The 16,555-nt window shown below is 62.5% G+C and carries 15 protein-coding genes; 2 read left to right on the forward strand and 13 right to left on the reverse strand.

Features of this window, described 5'->3' with window-relative positions; genetic code table 11:
- Window positions 1–30 precede the first annotated feature (30 nt).
- The 5 genes from J3P76_RS12145 to J3P76_RS12165 all read right to left on the reverse strand — a co-directional run bounded on the left by J3P76_RS12145 (window position 31) and on the right by J3P76_RS12165 (window position 4,950).
- Window positions 31–942, reverse strand: coding sequence for a LysR family transcriptional regulator (locus J3P76_RS12145; RefSeq protein ID WP_434701992.1), 912 nt, complete (start codon window positions 940–942; stop codon window positions 31–33).
- A 220-nt stretch (window positions 943–1,162) separates the two neighbouring features.
- Window positions 1,163–2,365, reverse strand: coding sequence for an NAD(P)/FAD-dependent oxidoreductase (locus J3P76_RS12150; protein ID WP_420763831.1), 1,203 nt, complete (start codon window positions 2,363–2,365; stop codon window positions 1,163–1,165).
- Window positions 2,366–2,689: 324 nt separating this feature from the next.
- On the reverse strand, window positions 2,690–3,064 hold the full coding sequence (locus tag J3P76_RS12155) for a response regulator transcription factor (protein ID WP_420763832.1): 375 nt from the start codon (window positions 3,062–3,064) through the stop codon (window positions 2,690–2,692).
- Window positions 3,065–3,164: 100 nt separating this feature from the next.
- Complete coding sequence (locus J3P76_RS12160; RefSeq protein WP_434605859.1) at window positions 3,165–3,815, reverse strand: response regulator transcription factor; 651 nt, start codon at window positions 3,813–3,815, stop codon at window positions 3,165–3,167.
- Complete coding sequence (locus J3P76_RS12165) at window positions 3,775–4,950, reverse strand: sensor histidine kinase (protein ID WP_434702036.1); 1,176 nt, start codon at window positions 4,948–4,950, stop codon at window positions 3,775–3,777. Before J3P76_RS12165 ends, J3P76_RS12160 begins: the two co-directional genes overlap by 41 nt.
- A gap of 389 nt (window positions 4,951–5,339) precedes the next feature.
- Between J3P76_RS12165 and J3P76_RS12170 the strand changes: the two genes are divergently transcribed.
- Entirely contained in the window at window positions 5,340–6,281 is a 942-nt protein-coding gene (locus J3P76_RS12170; RefSeq protein ID WP_434558962.1) for a LysR family transcriptional regulator, read from the forward strand.
- Between the two features lie 19 nt (window positions 6,282–6,300).
- Here J3P76_RS12170 and J3P76_RS12175 read toward each other — a convergent pair whose 3' ends face one another.
- The 4 genes from J3P76_RS12175 to J3P76_RS12190 all read right to left on the reverse strand — a co-directional run bounded on the left by J3P76_RS12175 (window position 6,301) and on the right by J3P76_RS12190 (window position 9,822).
- The gene (locus J3P76_RS12175) at window positions 6,301–7,320 is read right to left on the reverse strand and encodes a GlxA family transcriptional regulator (protein WP_420763835.1); all 1,020 of its coding nucleotides are present in this window, start codon (window positions 7,318–7,320) and stop codon (window positions 6,301–6,303) included.
- 113 nt (window positions 7,321–7,433) lie between these two features.
- The gene (locus J3P76_RS12180; RefSeq protein WP_434701993.1) at window positions 7,434–7,838 is read right to left on the reverse strand and encodes a cupin domain-containing protein; all 405 of its coding nucleotides are present in this window, start codon (window positions 7,836–7,838) and stop codon (window positions 7,434–7,436) included.
- Window positions 7,839–7,982: 144 nt separating this feature from the next.
- Window positions 7,983–8,276: a putative quinol monooxygenase gene (locus tag J3P76_RS12185; protein ID WP_420763837.1), complete on the reverse strand. Its 294-nt coding sequence runs from the start codon at window positions 8,274–8,276 to the stop codon at window positions 7,983–7,985.
- Between the two features lie 112 nt (window positions 8,277–8,388).
- Entirely contained in the window at window positions 8,389–9,822 is a 1,434-nt protein-coding gene (locus J3P76_RS12190) for a PLP-dependent aminotransferase family protein (protein WP_434605856.1), read from the reverse strand.
- Between the two features lie 165 nt (window positions 9,823–9,987).
- Between J3P76_RS12190 and J3P76_RS12195 the strand changes: the two genes are divergently transcribed.
- Window positions 9,988–10,428, forward strand: a complete 441-nt coding sequence (locus tag J3P76_RS12195; protein ID WP_434605854.1) for a carboxymuconolactone decarboxylase family protein — start codon at window positions 9,988–9,990, stop codon at window positions 10,426–10,428.
- Window positions 10,429–10,500: 72 nt separating this feature from the next.
- On the opposite strand, the gene J3P76_RS12200 is transcribed toward J3P76_RS12195, so the two are convergent.
- From J3P76_RS12200 to J3P76_RS12215, 4 genes are all read right to left on the reverse strand, one after another.
- Complete coding sequence (locus J3P76_RS12200) at window positions 10,501–13,074, reverse strand: bifunctional diguanylate cyclase/phosphodiesterase (RefSeq protein ID WP_434701994.1); 2,574 nt, start codon at window positions 13,072–13,074, stop codon at window positions 10,501–10,503.
- Window positions 13,075–13,287: 213 nt separating this feature from the next.
- Complete coding sequence (locus J3P76_RS12205; RefSeq protein ID WP_420763841.1) at window positions 13,288–15,087, reverse strand: thiamine pyrophosphate-requiring protein; 1,800 nt, start codon at window positions 15,085–15,087, stop codon at window positions 13,288–13,290.
- 99 nt (window positions 15,088–15,186) lie between these two features.
- Window positions 15,187–15,705, reverse strand: a complete 519-nt coding sequence (locus J3P76_RS12210; protein WP_434701995.1) for an HvfX family Cu-binding RiPP maturation protein — start codon at window positions 15,703–15,705, stop codon at window positions 15,187–15,189.
- A gap of 16 nt (window positions 15,706–15,721) precedes the next feature.
- On the reverse strand, window positions 15,722–16,360 hold the full coding sequence (locus tag J3P76_RS12215) for a ferric reductase-like transmembrane domain-containing protein (protein WP_434676489.1): 639 nt from the start codon (window positions 16,358–16,360) through the stop codon (window positions 15,722–15,724).
- Window positions 16,361–16,555: the final 195 nt, after the last annotated feature.

The raw sequence follows: 16,555 nt of genomic DNA on the forward strand, positions 1-16,555 counted from the left end.
CCTCGCCACGGAGGTATGAGGCTCGCCGGTCTACGCCAGCCATTCCCCGAACTGCTCCTTGCAGTAATCCACGAACAGCTGCGCCGGCTTGGTCAGGTGCGCGCGCTTGAGCCAGCCGGCCACCAGGGCCGAACCGGTTACGTCCTCGGCGATGCTGACGCACACCACGTCCTGTCCGTCGTAGGTGCAGCTCGATTGCGGGCGGGTCACCAACACGGCGAAACCAAATCCCTGGCCGACCATGCCGCGCACCATTTCGATGGAGGGCGAGCTGAAGACGATGTTTGGCGTCAGGCCCAGCTCCTCGAAAATACTGACGAAATAGGTGCGGCTGGGCTGCACATCCAAGAGGATCATCGGCTCAAGCGCCAGGTCGCGAAGCGATACCTGGGATTGATTGGCAAAGCGGTGTCCGGCCGGCAGCAGTGCGTACGGCCGTTGCGGTGCCGTGAGCGCTTCGGTTTCGATCGTGCTGTCGAGATCGTGCTCATAAAAAATCGCCAGGTCGAAACGTCCACCGGTCAGGCCTTGAACCAACTCCTGCTGTTCGCCGTCCTGCACGCGGATCTCCACGCCAGGAAAACGCTCGCGAAAACCGGCGATCAGCCGTGGCAGGTAGAGCGGGGCGACGGTCTCGAAGCAGCCGATGTCGATCTGCCCGCTGACGACGTCATTGTCGGCCAACGCGTTCTGTTCGAATTCCCGGGCCATGCGCAGCAGCTCCTGGGCCTTTCGATAGAAACGCGCACCGGCCGGCGTCAGCGAGACGCCCTGGGCGTGATGACGGATCAACAACTGCACGCCGAAACTGTCCTCCAGGCCCTTGACCGCCGTGGCAATCGACGGTTGGGCGATATACAGCTTGCGGGAGGCTTCGGCGACGCTGCCACACTCCACGGTGATGACAAAGTACTTCAACTGACGCAGGGAGTAGGACGCCACGGCACACCTCGGTCCGGATGATTTTGCCTACCTTACCGTGAGCCGCTTGCGCAGCGCGACGGGCGTTGCAACGGATTTTGCTAGGCAGTGGCGATATCCAGGCTGGCTTGTCGGACGGGCATAAAAAACGCCCGCCGAAAAAACCTTGGCAGGCGTTTGGGAAAGTCCGGCACAGAAGGAGGGACTGGCCGGTTGGCGCGTGAGTTTCAGGGCATTGGGATCAGGCGACAGGGATCAATGGATCCGCGGCAGCCAGTGCGGTGGCGCGGTCGGCGGCGGGTGGGTAGATCCACACAGAGTTGATCTGGGTCTTGAGGTCCTTCGCTTCTTGTCCGACCAACTTGACCTGGCGATCCCAACCTTCGGTGTACACCGCGCCCCAGGCGCCCAGGTCCAGGCACGTCACGTACTTGGGTTGGCTGTAGGTCATCGGCGCGACGCCCAGCAGATCGGCTGCCACGTTGTTGCCCGCGTAGCGGCCCAGGGCGATGGCGTGCTGGCAGGACATCGCCGCGTAATTGCCCAGGTCGTCGGTGGCGGCGTAGGCCACGTCGCCGGTGGCGAAGATATCGCTCTGCCCGAGCACCTTCAGGTTCCCGTCGACATGCAGCCGGCCCTGGCGATCGTGGGTGCCGGGCACTTGTTCGGTCAGCGGGCTGGCGCGGAAACCGACGGTCCAGATGACGGTCCTGGATTCGATGCGCTGGCCGTCCGACAGCGTGACGCCGCCGGCATCCACCGATTCGACCGAGGCATTGAGCATCCACTCGATGCCAAGGTGGTCGGACGCTTCGATGATCGAAGGGCTGATTCCTTCGCCCAGCGCCGCACCGATTGTCGGCCCCCGGTCGACCACGATCACGCGGATATTGGCGTCGCTGCCCAGGACGGCGCGCAGGCGGGCGGGCATCTCAGTGGCGGTTTCGATCCCGGTAAACCCGCCGCCGGCCACCACCACGGTGTTGCGAGCGGGGCTGTCGGGCAGGGTGGCGAGGGATTTCAGGTGGGCTTCGAGGCGCGTCGCCTGTTCGATCTCATCGACGTCGAACGCATGCTCCAGCATGCCCTCAAGGTCGGGGCGAACCAGCTTGCTGCCCGCTGCCAGTACCAGCCGGTCATAGCCCAGCGTGCCTTGGCCGCCAAACACGTCGCGATAGCCGACCTGCTTGCGGTTGACGTCGATGCTCTCGGCAAAGCCTTGGACGAAATTTACCCCGACCGCGTCGAACAACCCGGCCAACGGCGCCATCATGGTGTGGACGTCGGGTTCGTAGAAACGCGGGCGGATGCGCAACTCGGCCTGGGGCGCCAGGACGCTGATCTGTACGTCATTGCGATCATGCTGGTCGAGCAGGCGAGCCGCGCTGAGTGCGCTCCATACACCGCCAAAACCGGCGCCGACGATCAAGATTTGCTGTTTCATGAGGTGCTCCCGAAGACTGAGTCGATACGTTGAATTTGTTTGATGTTTCAGCGTGACCGTGTTGCGAAACGCCCGGAAGTGGTTGGCCTGATGGGGTGAATCATTAGGCGCATTCAGCTTCGGTTCGCTATTGGAAATGGTATTCGCCGGCGGGAGCCGCGGCACTTCTACATAGGGTCAGTGGCGGCATGCGTGGGTGTTAGGGGGGCTATACGAAGGTATTAAAATCGTTGGGTTGTGGATTTTCAGCAGCCGCAGAACGATGCGCACCCCATTACGCTTGTGGGAGCGAGCCTGCTCGCGAAGAGGCCATTGCAACCGCCTTCACCCCTCGCCACCCATCACCGATTCAATGCAGGCAATCAACTCACCACAATCAAACGGCTTGGGAAAAACCGCCACCGGGCTCATCCCGCCCGAGCGGGTTCGCGGCGGTACGGCAGGCAGGCCCGTTATGAAAATAAGCGGAATCTCGATGCCGCGGGCACGAAGCTCATCGCACAGTTGAATCCCGGTCATCCCCGGCATTTGAATGTCCGACAGCAAGCAAGCTGTATTCACATAGCCAGCTGAAGACAAGAAATCGAGAGCACTGGGGTAAGTCTTGACGCGATAACCGTGGGAGCGCAGTAAACCATCCAATGCAACTCGAACCGATTCATCGTCATCGATAATTGAAATAATTGCGGTGTCGGACATTTCGAAACCTGGCAGTAATGTCAGGACGCCATAAAGGCGTCCCTATCACTGCAAGATACGCGGTACAAAAGCCGCGCCTAGTATACGTGGGTATGAACTTTCACTGACCGCGCCCCGGGTCCAATGCCTGGGCCATGCGCACCAGCTCGGCAAACGAGCGCGCGCCCATCTTGCGCATGGCCTGGCCGCGATGAATCTTGACGGTGATTTCGCTCAAGCCGATCTGCCCGGCAATCTGTTTGTTCATCAACCCCGACGCAGCCAGGAGCATCACTTGTCTTTCCCGGGCGGTGAGGCTGGCGTGGCGGTCTTGGAGCGCCTTTTGGCTGTGCTCGGCCTCGCGACGCAGGCGGTCGCGCTGGTGGGCGGTGGACACCGCATCGATCAGGTCCTGTTCACGAAACGGCTTGGTCAGGAAGTCCACTGCGCCGGCTTTCATGGCCCTTACCGTCATGGCGATATCGCCATGGCCGGTCATGAACACGATGGGCAGGTGAACGTCGGCGCTCGCCAGCTGTTGCTGGAAGTCGAGGCCGCTGGTGCCGCGAAGGCGCACATCCAGTAGCAGGCAACTGGGCCCGTCGGCGCGTGGATGGCGCATGAAGTCTGCCACCGAGTCGAACAGCTCGACCCGCAGGCCGATGGACCGTAGCAGACTGCGGAGCGCTTGGCGTAACGACGCATCGTCATCGACCACGTAAACGATGGGCTCAGCGGTGAAGGCAGCGTTCGGGGTGTGGCTTGGGTTCATGGGCGGCGTCCTTGGCGGGGCGGGCAGAGGTAAGCAATGGCAACGAAAACGTGAACGAGGTGCCTTGTCCAGCCGCGCTGGCGGCCCAGATCCTGCCGTCATGGAAGTCGATGATGGAGCGGCAAATGGAAAGCCCGATGCCCAGGCCGTTTTCCTTGGTGGTGAAGAAGGGGGTAAACAAAGAAGGCAGGATCTCGTCGGAAATTCCGATACCGCGGTCCGCCACCTCCAATAGCACCTCGTGCTCCTGCGTCCAGGTGCGTATGCGCAGGATCCGATCGGGCGAGTCAATCGTTTCCATCGCCTGGCACGCATTGATGATCAGGTTGATGATCACTTGCTGCAGTTGCACCCGGTCGGCGTTGACCTGGCACGCCTTTGCCGCGAGGTTCGCCTTCAGGCTGATCTTGTGATGAGCCAACTGCTGGCGCACCAGGTCCAGCGACTCGTTGACGATGTCGTCCAGTAGCTCAGGCTGACGCAGAGGGTCGCATTTGCGCGCCATCGCTCGTGTACGATTGATGACTTCGCTGGCGCGACAGGCATTGGTGACGATCCGCTCCAGCGCGTCGAGGGCTTCCTTGAGGTCCGGAACCGGGCGATCGAGCCAGCGACGACAGGCCTCGCCGCTGCTGGTGATGGCGGTCAGCGGCTGGTTGACTTCATGGGCAATCGAGGCGGCCATCTCTCCCAGGGACGTGAGGCGCGTGACGTGGGCCAACTGGGCGTGGGCGCGGGACAACGCTTGCTCGGCGTGTTTGCTGGCGATCAGGGCGTTGATCAGGTAGGCCTGGTTGTGGCGCAGGCGGTCCGCGGCCTGCTTGCTGCGCAACGCGAGAAACGCAATGGCGGACAGGGCCGTCAGGCAACGAAAGAACCCAGTGATGGACTCCCAGCGGTGATAGCCACCGTTGTACGCAAACATCGCCGTCAGCAAAAACATGCACATCAGCGCTACGGTGATCACCAGGTTGATGGAAAACAGGTTCGCCGCCATCAGCAGCAAAGTGATGTACAGCAGCGTCGGCGCCAGGTCGGAATGGGTTTCGGAGTTGATGATGACAATCCCGCAGGCCACCACCAGGCCCACGGCCCAGCCCAGGGCGTTGACCACTGGGTGGGCGCTGATGCGCATCGACGGCTCCCCGCCCATCGGGCAGGGGATGTACCGGAAGCTGTCATAGACACTCTTGAACATCGTGGCGGGTGTGGGCACGGCGCAGACCTTCTGTTGTCCGGTGCAGCCCGAGGAAACGGGGCATCGATTTCGGATCTTAGAAGTTGCCCTTGGCATCGGGTAGGACATAAATCCCTGAATTACTGCCAACCCCGGCCGGTTGTCGATGCATACCCACGTATCAATGAATCTACCCAAAGCGTGAGTCCGGTGTCCCCCAGTACAACAGACACCGGAGGGGCTCTGGCATAACCTTCCTGGTACGTCGTCGTTGTCCAACCGTGCAAACGGCCCGAGGCACGACGTTTCTTTGCTGACTCATTGGCCCTGTGCCTGGAATGGCTACCATGATGAACAGAAATGACCTGCGTCGTGCTGACATCAATCTGCTGGTTGTCTTCGAAACCATGATGCATGAGCGAAATGTCACACGTGTGAGCGAGAAGCTGTTTCTCGGGCAACCGACCATCAGTGCGGCCCTGGCGCGTTTGCGCTTGATGTTCGACGACCCGCTGTTCGTCAGGACCGGGCGGTTGATGGAGCCAACGTCTCGGGCCCGGGAGATTTTTTCCAACCTTTCACCCGCTTTGGACGGCATCGCCGCCGCCTTGAGTCGCTGCCAGGCGTTCGACCCTGGCACCAGCGAGGCAACGTTTCATATAGGCCTTTGCGACGATGTCGAGTACGCGCTGCTGCCGGATTTGCTGCGCCGCCTGCGGGTCGAGGCGCCGGGCACGACGTTGGTGGTGCGTCGCACCGATCAATGGCAGATGTGCCAGTTATTGGTCAGTGGGGAAATTTCCCTCGGTATCAGCCATACCCTGGAACTGCCGGCCAACGCCCGGCGCAAGGCGCTGCGCCCGATCCGGCCGATGCTGCTGCGGGCCGATTCGCGTCCCGGCGAGTTGACCCTGGACGACTTTTGCCGCCGGCCCCACGCCGTGGTTTCATCCATGGGCCACGTCATCGATGATTCGGACCGCGCGTTGAGCCTGGTAGGCCGGCAGCGGCGGGTGGTGCTGACGGTGCCGCAATTCAGCGCATTGCCCGTGTTGTTGGATCGCAGCGACATGATCGCCATCGTGCCCGACTATGTGGCCCGGGCCATGGCGGCAGTCGCAGGCTTGCGGGCGGAGCCGGCGCCGGTCCAATTGCCTGAGCATGAGCTGTCGATGGTCTGGCGAGGTGCCTCCCATGATGATCCAGGCGAGCGCTGGCTGCGTTCTCGTTGCTGCGCGTTCATCGCCGAGCAGGCCCAGTCGGCGCCGCAAGCCCGGCGCGTGGCCTGACGCGATCGCGCAAGCCTTCTCAAAGGGAAAACCGGCTGCGATATTCGCGCGGTGAGATCGACAGATGCCGCTGGAACGTATGGCGCATCCGTTCCTCGTCGCCGAAGCCGCACGAGCGGGCGATCTGGTCGATGTTGCGCTCGGAGTCCTCCAACAACCTTCGCGCGGCTTCGAGGCGGAACATTTCGACGGCCTTGGCCGGCGTTCGTCCGGTCTGGCGCTTGTAGACCCGGGCAAAATTGCGCGGGCTCATCCGCGCCTGCCGGGCCAGACGTTCGATGGTCAGGTCGGCCTCGTTCAGGTGCTCGGCGAGCCAGGCGTGCAATTCATCGAACCCGGCGCTGTCCTGGGTCTGGGACAGCAACAATTGGCTGAACTGTGCCTGTCCACCGGGCCGCTTGAGAAACACCACCAGTTCCCGGGCCACTTGCAGGGCCACGTCGCGACCGCAGTCGGCCTCCACCAGCGCCAGGGCCATGTCGATGCCGGCGCTTACCCCCGCGGAGGTCCAGACCTTGTCCTGTTGGATGAAGATGGCGTCCAGGTCCACTTCGATCAATGGGAAACCGCTCTTGAGCATCTCGCACATGGCCCAATGCGTGGCGGCACGGCGGCCATCGAGCAAGCCGGCCTGGGCCATGAGGAAGGTCCCGCTGCACACCGACGCCGTGCGCCGGGCCCTGGTGGAGGCCGCGCGCAGCCAGTCCACCAGCTCGACACAGTCAATCATCGCCTGACGAATGTTCGGGGCACCGGGCACGATCAGCGTGTCGATGATGACGTCGTCGAACTGATGCAGGGACGCCGTCTCGACGACCAGGCCTTCAGCGGTCTGCATCAGCCCGCCGGCCAGGCTTGCGGTGTGCATCCGATAGCCCGGCCGGCCGCGTTCGGCCATGGCTTTGGTGGCGGCCCAGAACACGGTCTGGGCGCCGGTCAGGTCCAGAAGGCCCATTTGCGGATAGGCGAGGAACACCAACGCACGCGGTTGGGACATCGACTCGGCGGCGATGTGAATGTCATGGGTCATCTCGTTCATGGTCGCGTCGGCTCGGTAGGGCGCATTTTGAGGATAAAGGTTTCGGCCTGCCCCCCGCTTTCGCGAGCAGGCTCGCTCCCACCGGTAAGCGACGGTGGGAGCGAGGCCATGGGTCATTGCTTGAGCGGAATCAGCACCGCTTCGTTCTCACCCATCACCATGAACACCAAAAGCTTTGCCGGTTGGGTGGCGCTGGCGTTCCTGGAGACCAGATGCTCGGAACCGGCGGCTTCGTACCAGTACTCGCCAGCCTTGTAGGTGATGGCCGGCTCGCCCTTGACCTGGGACGTGACTGCGCCTTCGAGCACATAGGCCATGGCGGTGCCGTCATGCTTGTGGGCGATGGACGACTGGCCCGGTGCATAGTCGACGGTCAACATCATGGCTTTTTTGCCGGGCAGGTTTTTGAGCAGTTTTTCCTGGAGCACCTGAACGTTCTCCGACGGCGCGGTTTCGTGGGCGTAGAGCGGGGCAACGGGAAGCAGGCTCAGGGCGGCGATCAAATAGAGCGTTTTCATGGGGCGGGACCTTTGTGGTACCGAGTGAGTTCGCGTTCACCCTAAGCCCCAAGGTGTCGGGGACAAACGTCCAATTTATTGAAAGACGAGTAGACCACGGTGGCGAGGGAGCAAGCTCCCTCGCCACGCCAGAGATGAGCCCATTCACACCACCGGGAAACTGTTGAAATCCACGCTGCGAGCCAGGCGGCTTTCGATCAGGCTGATGAAGCCCTGGACTTCGGGGCAGTTGAAATGCGCCTGCATCGCTGCTTCCGATTGCCAGCGGGCGCTGACGTTCCAGCGGTCATTGTCTTGCGGGCAACGGTCGACCATATAGGCGTCGCAGCCTGGCGAGGCCCGCAGGGTTTCGACGATTTGCTGCAACTGCCGGCCCAGTTCTTCCGAGCGCCCGGCGGCGGCCTGCACCTGAACGGTATTGATCACTTGGCGAGACATTGTCCTGGCTCCTGAATCAAGTCGAACGGAATCTGATGACACCCAGGCAGGATAGGCCCGGCAAGACAAGGCTAAAACAGCCAATGGGCGGATAAATGCCCAGTCCAATCGGTCAGGCGACCTGCTGCAGGATGTCCCGCAGGCGGTCGAAGGCGATATCAATGTCGAGCAGTTCGATGGCGCCAAAGCCCAGTATCAAGCCTGGACGCACCGGTGCCGCGGTAAAGAATCCGTCGAGGCTATAGAGCCCAACCTCGGCTTTCTTCGCCAATTCGATCACCAACGGCAGGTCGATCGGCACCTTGCACAGCACCGCCATATGGAAGCCCGCTGTGGTGGGCACGGCCTCGAACCACGGTGACAGGTCATCGGCCAAGCGCGCCAGGATCCGCTCGCGCCGGCCGGCATACAGCGCGTGGCAGCGCCGGATGTGCTTGAGCAGGCAGCCCTCGGCGATGAACTTGGCCAGTGCCCATTGGGGCAGGGTGGAGGTGTGCTGGTCGGTAAGGCGCTTGGCGAGGATCACCGCCTCGAGAATCGCCGGCGGCAGGACGGCGTAGCCGAGCCGCAGCTCCGGCAGCAAGGTCTTGGAGAAGGTCCCGACGTACGCCACGATCCCGCGCTCGTCCATGCTCTGCAGGGAGTCGGTGGGCCGGCCTTCATAGCGGAATTCACTGTCGTAGTCGTCTTCGATGATGATCGCGCCCAGCTCATAGGCCCGTGCCAGCAGCGCCTCGCGCCGGGGCTGGCTCATGGGCATGCCCAGGGGAAACTGGTGGGACGGCGTCACGTAGATCAACCGCGTGCCGTCGGGAATCATGTCCACGCGCATGCCTTGCTCATCCACCGGCACCCCGGCCACCGTCGCGCCGTGGGATCCGAACAGCAGGCGTGCCGGCGGGTAGCCGGGATCTTCCATCGCCACCAGGCTGCCGGGGCGGGTCAGTACCCGGGAAATCAGATCGAGGGCCTGTTGCGCGCCGTTGCACACCACCACGTCGTCGTCCTGGCAGTTGACCCCTCGGGAAAACGCGATGTGCCGGGCGATGGCATTGCGCAGCGTCGGCAATCCCTCGGGTTGGCTGTAGAAACCCTTGGCGGTGGCGATCTGGCGAAGGGCGTGGGCGGTGCAGCGACGCCAGTCATCCAGGGGGAACTGGCCCTTGCCGGTTGCGCCGCCGATGAAGTCATAGCGCAGCGCGCTTTCAGGCAGCGGATGGCGCAGCAGGTCCGGCATATTGCGCCAGGTCTCGACCACGTCCGCCCCGGCCAGCTCACGGTGACTGTGCTTGCGCACGACGCTGGCCGGGCGCGCGTTGACATAGGTGCCCTTGCCGATGACGCCGGTGAGGAGATTTTCGTAGGTCAGTTGCGCGTAGGTGTCGGAGACGGTCTTGCGCGAGACGCCCAACTGCTCGGCCAGCAGCCGGCTGGGTGGCAGTTGCGTGCCGGCCGCCAGCCGACCGCTCTCGATGGCGCTGCGCAATTGTCGGTACAACTGGCCCGCCAGGTCCTTGCGGCCGTTGATGACGACGTGAAGTTCCATACCTGCGGGCTCCCGGATAATCGATGGCGGCAAGGGCCGCGGACGCAAGATTACCCGCAATGCGCCGGCGCGGAGAAGTTGCGTGGGCGTTTATCGTCAGATTGGACCTGTCACGGGCGGCGTCGACGTCCTACCGTGAAATCATCAACCACCACGGAGGCGGCCATGAGCCCGCGTCTTGATTACTACAGCGCATCCCCCGGGGCGATGAGGGCAATGATTGGCCTGGAAGCGCTGACCAGCCGCCTGAGCATCGAGCCGGCGCTGCAGCATCTGATCAAGATCCGCGCCTCGCAACTCAATGGCTGCGCCTTCTGCACCGACATGCATTCGGTGGATGCGCGCCGCCAGGGCGAGACGGAGCGGCGTCTGTATGCCGTAGCGGTATGGCGCGACAGCGGATTCTTCAGCGAACGCGAAAGGGCGGCCCTGGCCTGGACCGAAGCGGTCACCCTGTTGGCTGAAAGCCAGGTGCCCGATGACGTCTATGCCGTGGCCCGCGCCAGCTTCACCGAAGAGGAACTGGTGGACCTGACGCTGGCGATCAGCACCATCAACAGCTGGAACCGATTGGCGGTGAGTTTTCGCCAGAGTCCGGGAGGCTAGGCAGTGCCTATGCGGCGTGCTGAAAACTGACCGTCCAACATTCTGGGGTCAGTCCAACAAAAGCCATGAAGCCTAGAGCCACCGCGGCGTTGTAAAGAACGAGGCCATTTCCGAGCGAGCCAATGCCGCGCCGAAGTAAGGCCCTTGTACCTGGTCACACGCCACGCTGCGCAATTGGCTGAACTGCCGGGCATTCTCGATGCCCTCGGCGGTGACCATCAGCCCGACGCTGCGGCTCAGCCGGATCATCGCCAGCACGCCTTCCTGATCATGCTCCAGGCCCAATTGCGTGAGGATATTGCGATCGAAGCGGATGCCGTCGAATGGCTGGTCGAGGACTTCCCTAAGGGAAGCGATGTTGGTGCCGAACTTGTCGATGTTGATACGTACGCCCAGCGCCTTCAAGGCATGCAAGGTATTGGCGAGGGTCTTGTGGTCGGTGAGCAGTACGCCTTCGGCCACTTCCAGGGTCAGGCGTTGGGCGGGAAGACCGCTGGTCTCCAGGGCTTTGTGTACCTGGTTGAACAGGAAACTGCTGCTGAACCACCGAGGCGAAACGGCCAGGGAAACGTTGAGTGCGTTGGGCCAGCTCGTCGCTTCCTCGCACGCGTTGATCAGCATCCAGCTGCCCAGCTCTTCCAACTGCCCGGACGCTTCGGCGACCGGGATGAAGTCGATGCCGCCCAGTTCGCCGCGTTCGGGATGGTGCCAGAACGCCTGGGCTTCAAAGCCGTGCAACTGCTCGGCATTCACGTCGAAGCGTGGCAGGTAACGCAGTTCAAGCTGGCCTTCCTGCATCGCGTCGCGCAATTGCTGTTCATAGCGGCGCCGGTCACGGGCGACGTTGCCCATGGCCTCTTCATAGATGCGCCAGGTGTTGCGGCCGGCGGCCTTGGCCGCATACAAGGCAATGTCAGCCTGGCGCAGCAGCTCCTCGGCACGTGGGTCACGGGGGTGCGACCACGCCACGCCGATACTCACGCCCAGGTACAGCGTATTGCCGTCCAGGTGCATAGGGCGCTGCATGCAGTCGATCAAGCGCTCGCAGAGCTGATCGAGGTCTCTTGCGCTGCCTGGGTTGGGCATGACGATGACGAATTCGTCGCCCCCCAGTCGCGCCACAAGATCGCTGTTGCGAACGTTTTGCTGGAGGATATGAGCCACTTCCTTGAGCACTTTGTCGCCCACGGCATGGCCCAGGGAGTCGTTGACCGGCTTGAATCGATCCATGTCCAGGTTCAGTAGCGCCAGTGGTGTGCTCTGCGCGTGGTCCAGGTGTTCGCTGAGGCAATCGAACAGACGGTTGCGATTGGCCAGCCCGGTCAGCGGGTCGTGCTGGGACAGGTGCTTGATTTGTGCCAGGGCGCGCAATTCATCGGTGATGTCGGTGGCGGTGCCACGAAAGCCCTGGCTACCGGCGTCGATGGCCCGTACCGAAAGCTTGCAGGTGCGTATGCGTTGGTTACGCGCAATGTACTCGCACAGCAGCGGGGCAGACGAGGCACTGTTGGCGCCGCCGAGCAGCCAATGGGCAATGGAGATCGACCCGCTGTGGGGTTCCAGCAACCGGTGCAACGGTTTGCCGATCCATTGCGTGGGGCTGAAGCCCGTCACCTGTTCAAAGCGCTCCGACAGATAGGTCAGGTTTGCGGCCGAGTCGACTTCCCACAGCCAGTCTGACGACACTTCGGCAATGTCGCGAAAGCGTTCCTCGCTGCGCTCCAACGCCTTGCGATGGGCCAGGAGGCTGACGTACTGCTGTTCCTGTGCGCGAAGCATGACCAAGGCGTGGCGCAATACCAACAGGGCCATGACGCCCAGGAACAGCAACGCCAGTGCCAACAACGGCAACAGGGCTTTACGCAGATCCTTGCCGGGGGTAGCGGGGCGCCAGGCCAGGGCTTCGCGGGTCAGGTCATTGAGCAGCACCTGGGCGGTGTCTTTCGGGCCTGGGGTATGGGCGATATGCGCGTCCGGCAGGGCAAAGTCTCGTGCCAGGTCCTGCAACGCGTCCGTATCGAGGACTTTGACGAATAAAAGCAGGCTCGGCGGGCCAGGAATCTCAGCCACGCTGTTGTCGGTGCCAGTGGTGATGGCCGAGACGGCGACGAAGGCAGGCGCGTCTTCGTGATGGAGCAATTCGACGATCACTTCATCGCGATTCTCCGCAGCGCTGGCCTTTCTGGCGAGTGCCCGCAGGTTGCCAGTCAGCCATGTGTCGGCGTGCGCTTCGCTCATTTCACCATCAATGACCGAATAAACCGTCTTGCCGGTCGGGGAAATCACGAACACAGCCTGGTAGCCATACAGCGAGAACACGCTGCTGCCGACATTTTCCTGGTCGTAGGCCCAGTCTTTGTCGACCTCGACGTGCAGGTGGCGGTAGGCGTCGCTCCACTTGGAATAATCGCTCAGGTCGCGGCCGATGCCGGTACGAATCCCGTCGACGGCCCGTTGGGCAAAGAACAGGCTCTGGGAACGGGCCTGTTCGTCCTGGGACTGGGTGATGTTGAGCAATACCGCGATGGCCAGCGCGGACATGATGAACAGCAACAGCATGATGGCCGGAAAGGTGCGGCGAGTGAAACTTCGGGTAGGCCGCTCGCCGGAAATCACCGTGGAGCCATTGCCAGCATCTTCATTCATAAAAACAAGCCATCAGCTGAACGCGAGACATCCCGCACTAGTTTTGTATCGGCTGACCGCCTGATTAACTTAATGAAAGTGGAAAATAGCTGACCAGTTGCACCATTTTTAACGGCAGCTGCCCTCAGGTGCTACGCCTTGGCGGTATCGCCGCCATATAGGCGCCGCCGATTGATCCGATCAGCTCATATCGGCTCGCTCGAGTCTGCATGCTTATTCTTTGTCCTTGCGATGACCGGGCAGCAACGCGCCGAGCACCTGCTTGGCGGTCTCGACCACGATGCCGCGCTCGTTCGGATCGCCCTGGAGCAGGGTCGAGGCGAACTTCTTCGCCTGTTCCAGCTTGATGTGCGGCGGCAGCGGTGGCACGTCGGGGTCGGTGCGGAACTCGATCACCACCGGGCGTTCGGCGGCGAACGCCTGGTCCCAGGCGCTCGCCACGTCGCTTTCCTGGTCGACGAGGATGCCCTTGAGGCCGATCGACTCGGCGAACAGATGATAGGGAACGTCGGGAATATCCTGGGACGCCTCGAATTTCGGGTCGCCTTCCATCACTCGTTGTTCCCAGGTCACCTGATTCAGGTCCTGGTTGTTGAACACCGCGCAGATCCAGGTGGTGTTGGTCCAGGTGCGCCAGTATTTGGCGACGGTGATCAATTCGGCCATGTTATTCATCTGCATCGCGCCATCACCGACCAACGCGATCACCGGACGATCCGGGTGGCAGAACTTGGCGGCGATGGCGTAGGGCACGGCGGCGCCCATCGAGGCGAGGCCGCCGGAGAGTGAACACATCATGCCGCGACGGATCTGGACATCCCGCGCATACCAGTTGGCGCAGGAGCCGGAGTCGCAGGTGATGACGGCGCGATCCGGCAGCCGTGGCGAGAGTTCGAACGTGACGCGCTGCGGGTTGATCGGTTTGGCCGAGACCAGGGCGCGTTTTTCCAGGGTCTTGTCCCAGTCCGCTCGCCATTTCTCGATTTTTTCGCGCCAGGTGCGGTCGGTTTTTTCTTCGATCAGCGGCAGCAGGGCCCGCAGGGTGTCGGCGCTGTCACCTTGCAAGTTGACTTCCATGGGGTAGCGCAGGCTGAGCATGTCTGGCTTAAGGTCGATCTGCACGCCACGCGCCTGGCCCTCGCCAGGCAGGAATTCGGCATAGGGAAAGCCGGACCCGATCATCAGCAGGGTGTCGCAACCGGCCATGAGGTTGTCGCTGGGCTCGGTGCCCAGCAGCCCGATGGAGCCGGTGACCCATGGCAGTTCATCGGGCACCACGGCTTTGCCGAGCAGGGCCTTGGCGACGCCGGCGCCGAGTTTGTTGGCGATGGCGATCACTTCGTCCGTTGCATGCAGGGCGCCGGCGCCCACCAGGATGGCAACTTTCTTGCCGGCATTGAGCACCTCTGCCGCTCGGCGCAGGTCTTCCTCGTAGGGCACGACCTTAGGTTTGCGGTAGCCGACGCCGGAATGCAGCGTGCCGTGCTTGTGGGGCGGCGGTGTGTATTCCAGGTCTTGGAGGTCGTTGGGCAGGATCAGCGCGGTGACCCGACGCTCACCCACCGCCGTGCGTACCGCGCGGTCGAGCAGGTGGCGGACCTGGGCCGGGGCGCTGGCTTGCTGGACGAACGCGCCTGCAACGTCCTTGAACAGGCTGGGCAGGTCCAGTTCTTGCTGATAATGGCCGCCGAGGGCGTTTCGGGCCTGCTGGCCGCAGATCGCCAGGACCGGCATATGGTCCATGCGCGCGTCATACAGGCCGGTAATGAGATGCGACGCCCCAGGGCCGGAGGTTGCGATGCAAACGCCCAGCTCGCCAGTGAACTTGGCATGGGCGCAGGCCATGAAGGCCGCCATTTCCTCGTGCCGCGCCTGGATGAATCGGATCTTGCCCTTGGCCCGGTTCAGAGCCCCGAACACACCGTTGATGCCATCGCCAGGATAGCCGTAGATGCGCCGAACGCCCCATTCATAAAGGCGTTCAACCAGAAAATCGCCGACGGTCATGCTCATGTCTGTTCCTCGTCCTGATGGGCTGTCTTGAGCGTTGCGCCCGCTGGGCAGCGGTACGCAGCGCCATGGCTCTTACAGGACTGGACCGACTCAAGCCCTTCAAGGTTTCGATTTTTTTGACCGGAGCAACGACTTCAATAGCGCATCGACGCTCAACCGCCCGGCGCCCTGCAACAGCAGCGGCAGCAATGCGACCAGGTAAATCAATGGCAGCTTGAAGTTGCCGTAGCCCTTGTTGGTGATCGCGTATCCTTGGGCCAGCTCGCTCAGGCTCGACCAATCCGCCGGCCAGTGCACGGCGGCGGTAGCGACCACGGTGACGATCATCAGCACCAGCGCCGAGGCGCGTGTGCCCAGGCCGATCAACAGGGCGACGGCGCAGATCAGCTCCGCCCCCATCGACAATTCCCAGTTCCAACTGGCCGGCACATGGTTGAACGGGAACGGAAAAGCCGACTGGATCTCGGCGAACCAGTTCTGGCCGTTCCATTTTTCCAGGCCGGATTCAAAGAACTCCCAGGCCAGGAACAGGCGCAGCCCCAGCGGTGCGAGCCACGAACCGGCGTGATCGAGGTTCAGGTGCAGGCCGTTCAGGGCTTTCGAGAAAGAGGCGTACATGGTTGATCTCCTCGGCTCAGGCCGCACGTTGCAGGGGTTGACGCTTGTTGGCCTGGGCCAGCTTGCCCACCAGGCGGACCGCCGTGGCGGCGCATATCAGGCCGAAGGGCAGCACGTACCAGGCGCTCATCGGAATGCGCTTGAAATTGGAATAGGCAAAGATCGCCGCCAGTACCCACATGCCGGTGGTATGCAGGCGCTTCCAGGCGGTGGCGCCGATCAGCCGCGTGGTGCTTTTGAACGAAGTCAGGGCCAGCAGCAGGATAAACACGTAGCCCACGGTGCCGGGCACGTTGCCAAGGGTGGTCCGGCCGGGCCAGAACTCGGTGTTGAGCTGGCCGTACCAGTAGATCAATGCGGCGTGGACTAAATGGGAAAAGGCAAAGGCCAGCCCGATGAAGCGCCGTTCGCGCACCAGGGATTTGCTCAGGGGCGAGGGCACCAGCACGGCGAACGCCGACGCTGTAAAGGCCAGCAGGAACAGGACGAAGGACGAACGGGCGGTCGCGCGAATGGCACTGCGCACGCCTTCTGTGAGGTCTGGATTGATGATCAGGACCAGCACGGTCATCAGCAATACCAGGGCGGCAAGCAGGCTGAACAGCGACCAGCCCTGGTAACGGAAAGCAGGCGGCGTTGCGGTGGCGGTAGGCATGGGGAAGCTCCTTGGATGGCCCGGCATCGTGGTGGCCGGGAATAGAAGGAGTCTTTCAAGTGGGTGTAAGCGGGGTGTGTCGGGAAGGGGGCCGATGTGCAAGTTTGTGTATGCGGCGTGGTGGTTGACACACTGATATACAAACCCCGATACCGAACCTTGCACATGACCTTGTGGGAGCGAGCCTGCTCGCGA

The organism is Pseudomonas sp. D1-36 (assembly GCF_051132205.1).
Lineage (GTDB): Bacteria > Pseudomonadota > Gammaproteobacteria > Pseudomonadales > Pseudomonadaceae > Aquipseudomonas.

Coding starts and splice junctions, on each gene's coding strand:
- J3P76_RS12150 (WP_420763831.1), bottom strand. CDS start 2,365: ATGAAACAGCAAATCTTGATCGTCGGCGCCGGTTTTGGCGGTGTATGG.
- J3P76_RS12155 (WP_420763832.1), bottom strand. CDS start 3,064: ATGTCCGACACCGCAATTATTTCAATTATCGATGACGATGAATCGGTT.
- J3P76_RS12160 (WP_434605859.1), bottom strand. CDS start 3,815: ATGAACCCAAGCCACACCCCGAACGCTGCCTTCACCGCTGAGCCCATC.
- J3P76_RS12165 (WP_434702036.1), bottom strand. CDS start 4,950: ATGCGCATCAGCGCCCACCCAGTGGTCAACGCCCTGGGCTGGGCCGTG.
- J3P76_RS12170 (WP_434558962.1), top strand. CDS start 5,340: ATGATGAACAGAAATGACCTGCGTCGTGCTGACATCAATCTGCTGGTT.
- J3P76_RS12175 (WP_420763835.1), bottom strand. CDS start 7,320: ATGAACGAGATGACCCATGACATTCACATCGCCGCCGAGTCGATGTCC.
- J3P76_RS12180 (WP_434701993.1), bottom strand. CDS start 7,838: ATGAAAACGCTCTATTTGATCGCCGCCCTGAGCCTGCTTCCCGTTGCC.
- J3P76_RS12185 (WP_420763837.1), bottom strand. CDS start 8,276: ATGTCTCGCCAAGTGATCAATACCGTTCAGGTGCAGGCCGCCGCCGGG.
- J3P76_RS12190 (WP_434605856.1), bottom strand. CDS start 9,822: ATGGAACTTCACGTCGTCATCAACGGCCGCAAGGACCTGGCGGGCCAG.
- J3P76_RS12195 (WP_434605854.1), top strand. CDS start 9,988: ATGAGCCCGCGTCTTGATTACTACAGCGCATCCCCCGGGGCGATGAGG.
- J3P76_RS12200 (WP_434701994.1), bottom strand. CDS start 13,074: ATGAATGAAGATGCTGGCAATGGCTCCACGGTGATTTCCGGCGAGCGG.
- J3P76_RS12205 (WP_420763841.1), bottom strand. CDS start 15,087: ATGAGCATGACCGTCGGCGATTTTCTGGTTGAACGCCTTTATGAATGG.
- J3P76_RS12210 (WP_434701995.1), bottom strand. CDS start 15,705: ATGTACGCCTCTTTCTCGAAAGCCCTGAACGGCCTGCACCTGAACCTC.
- J3P76_RS12215 (WP_434676489.1), bottom strand. CDS start 16,360: ATGCCTACCGCCACCGCAACGCCGCCTGCTTTCCGTTACCAGGGCTGG.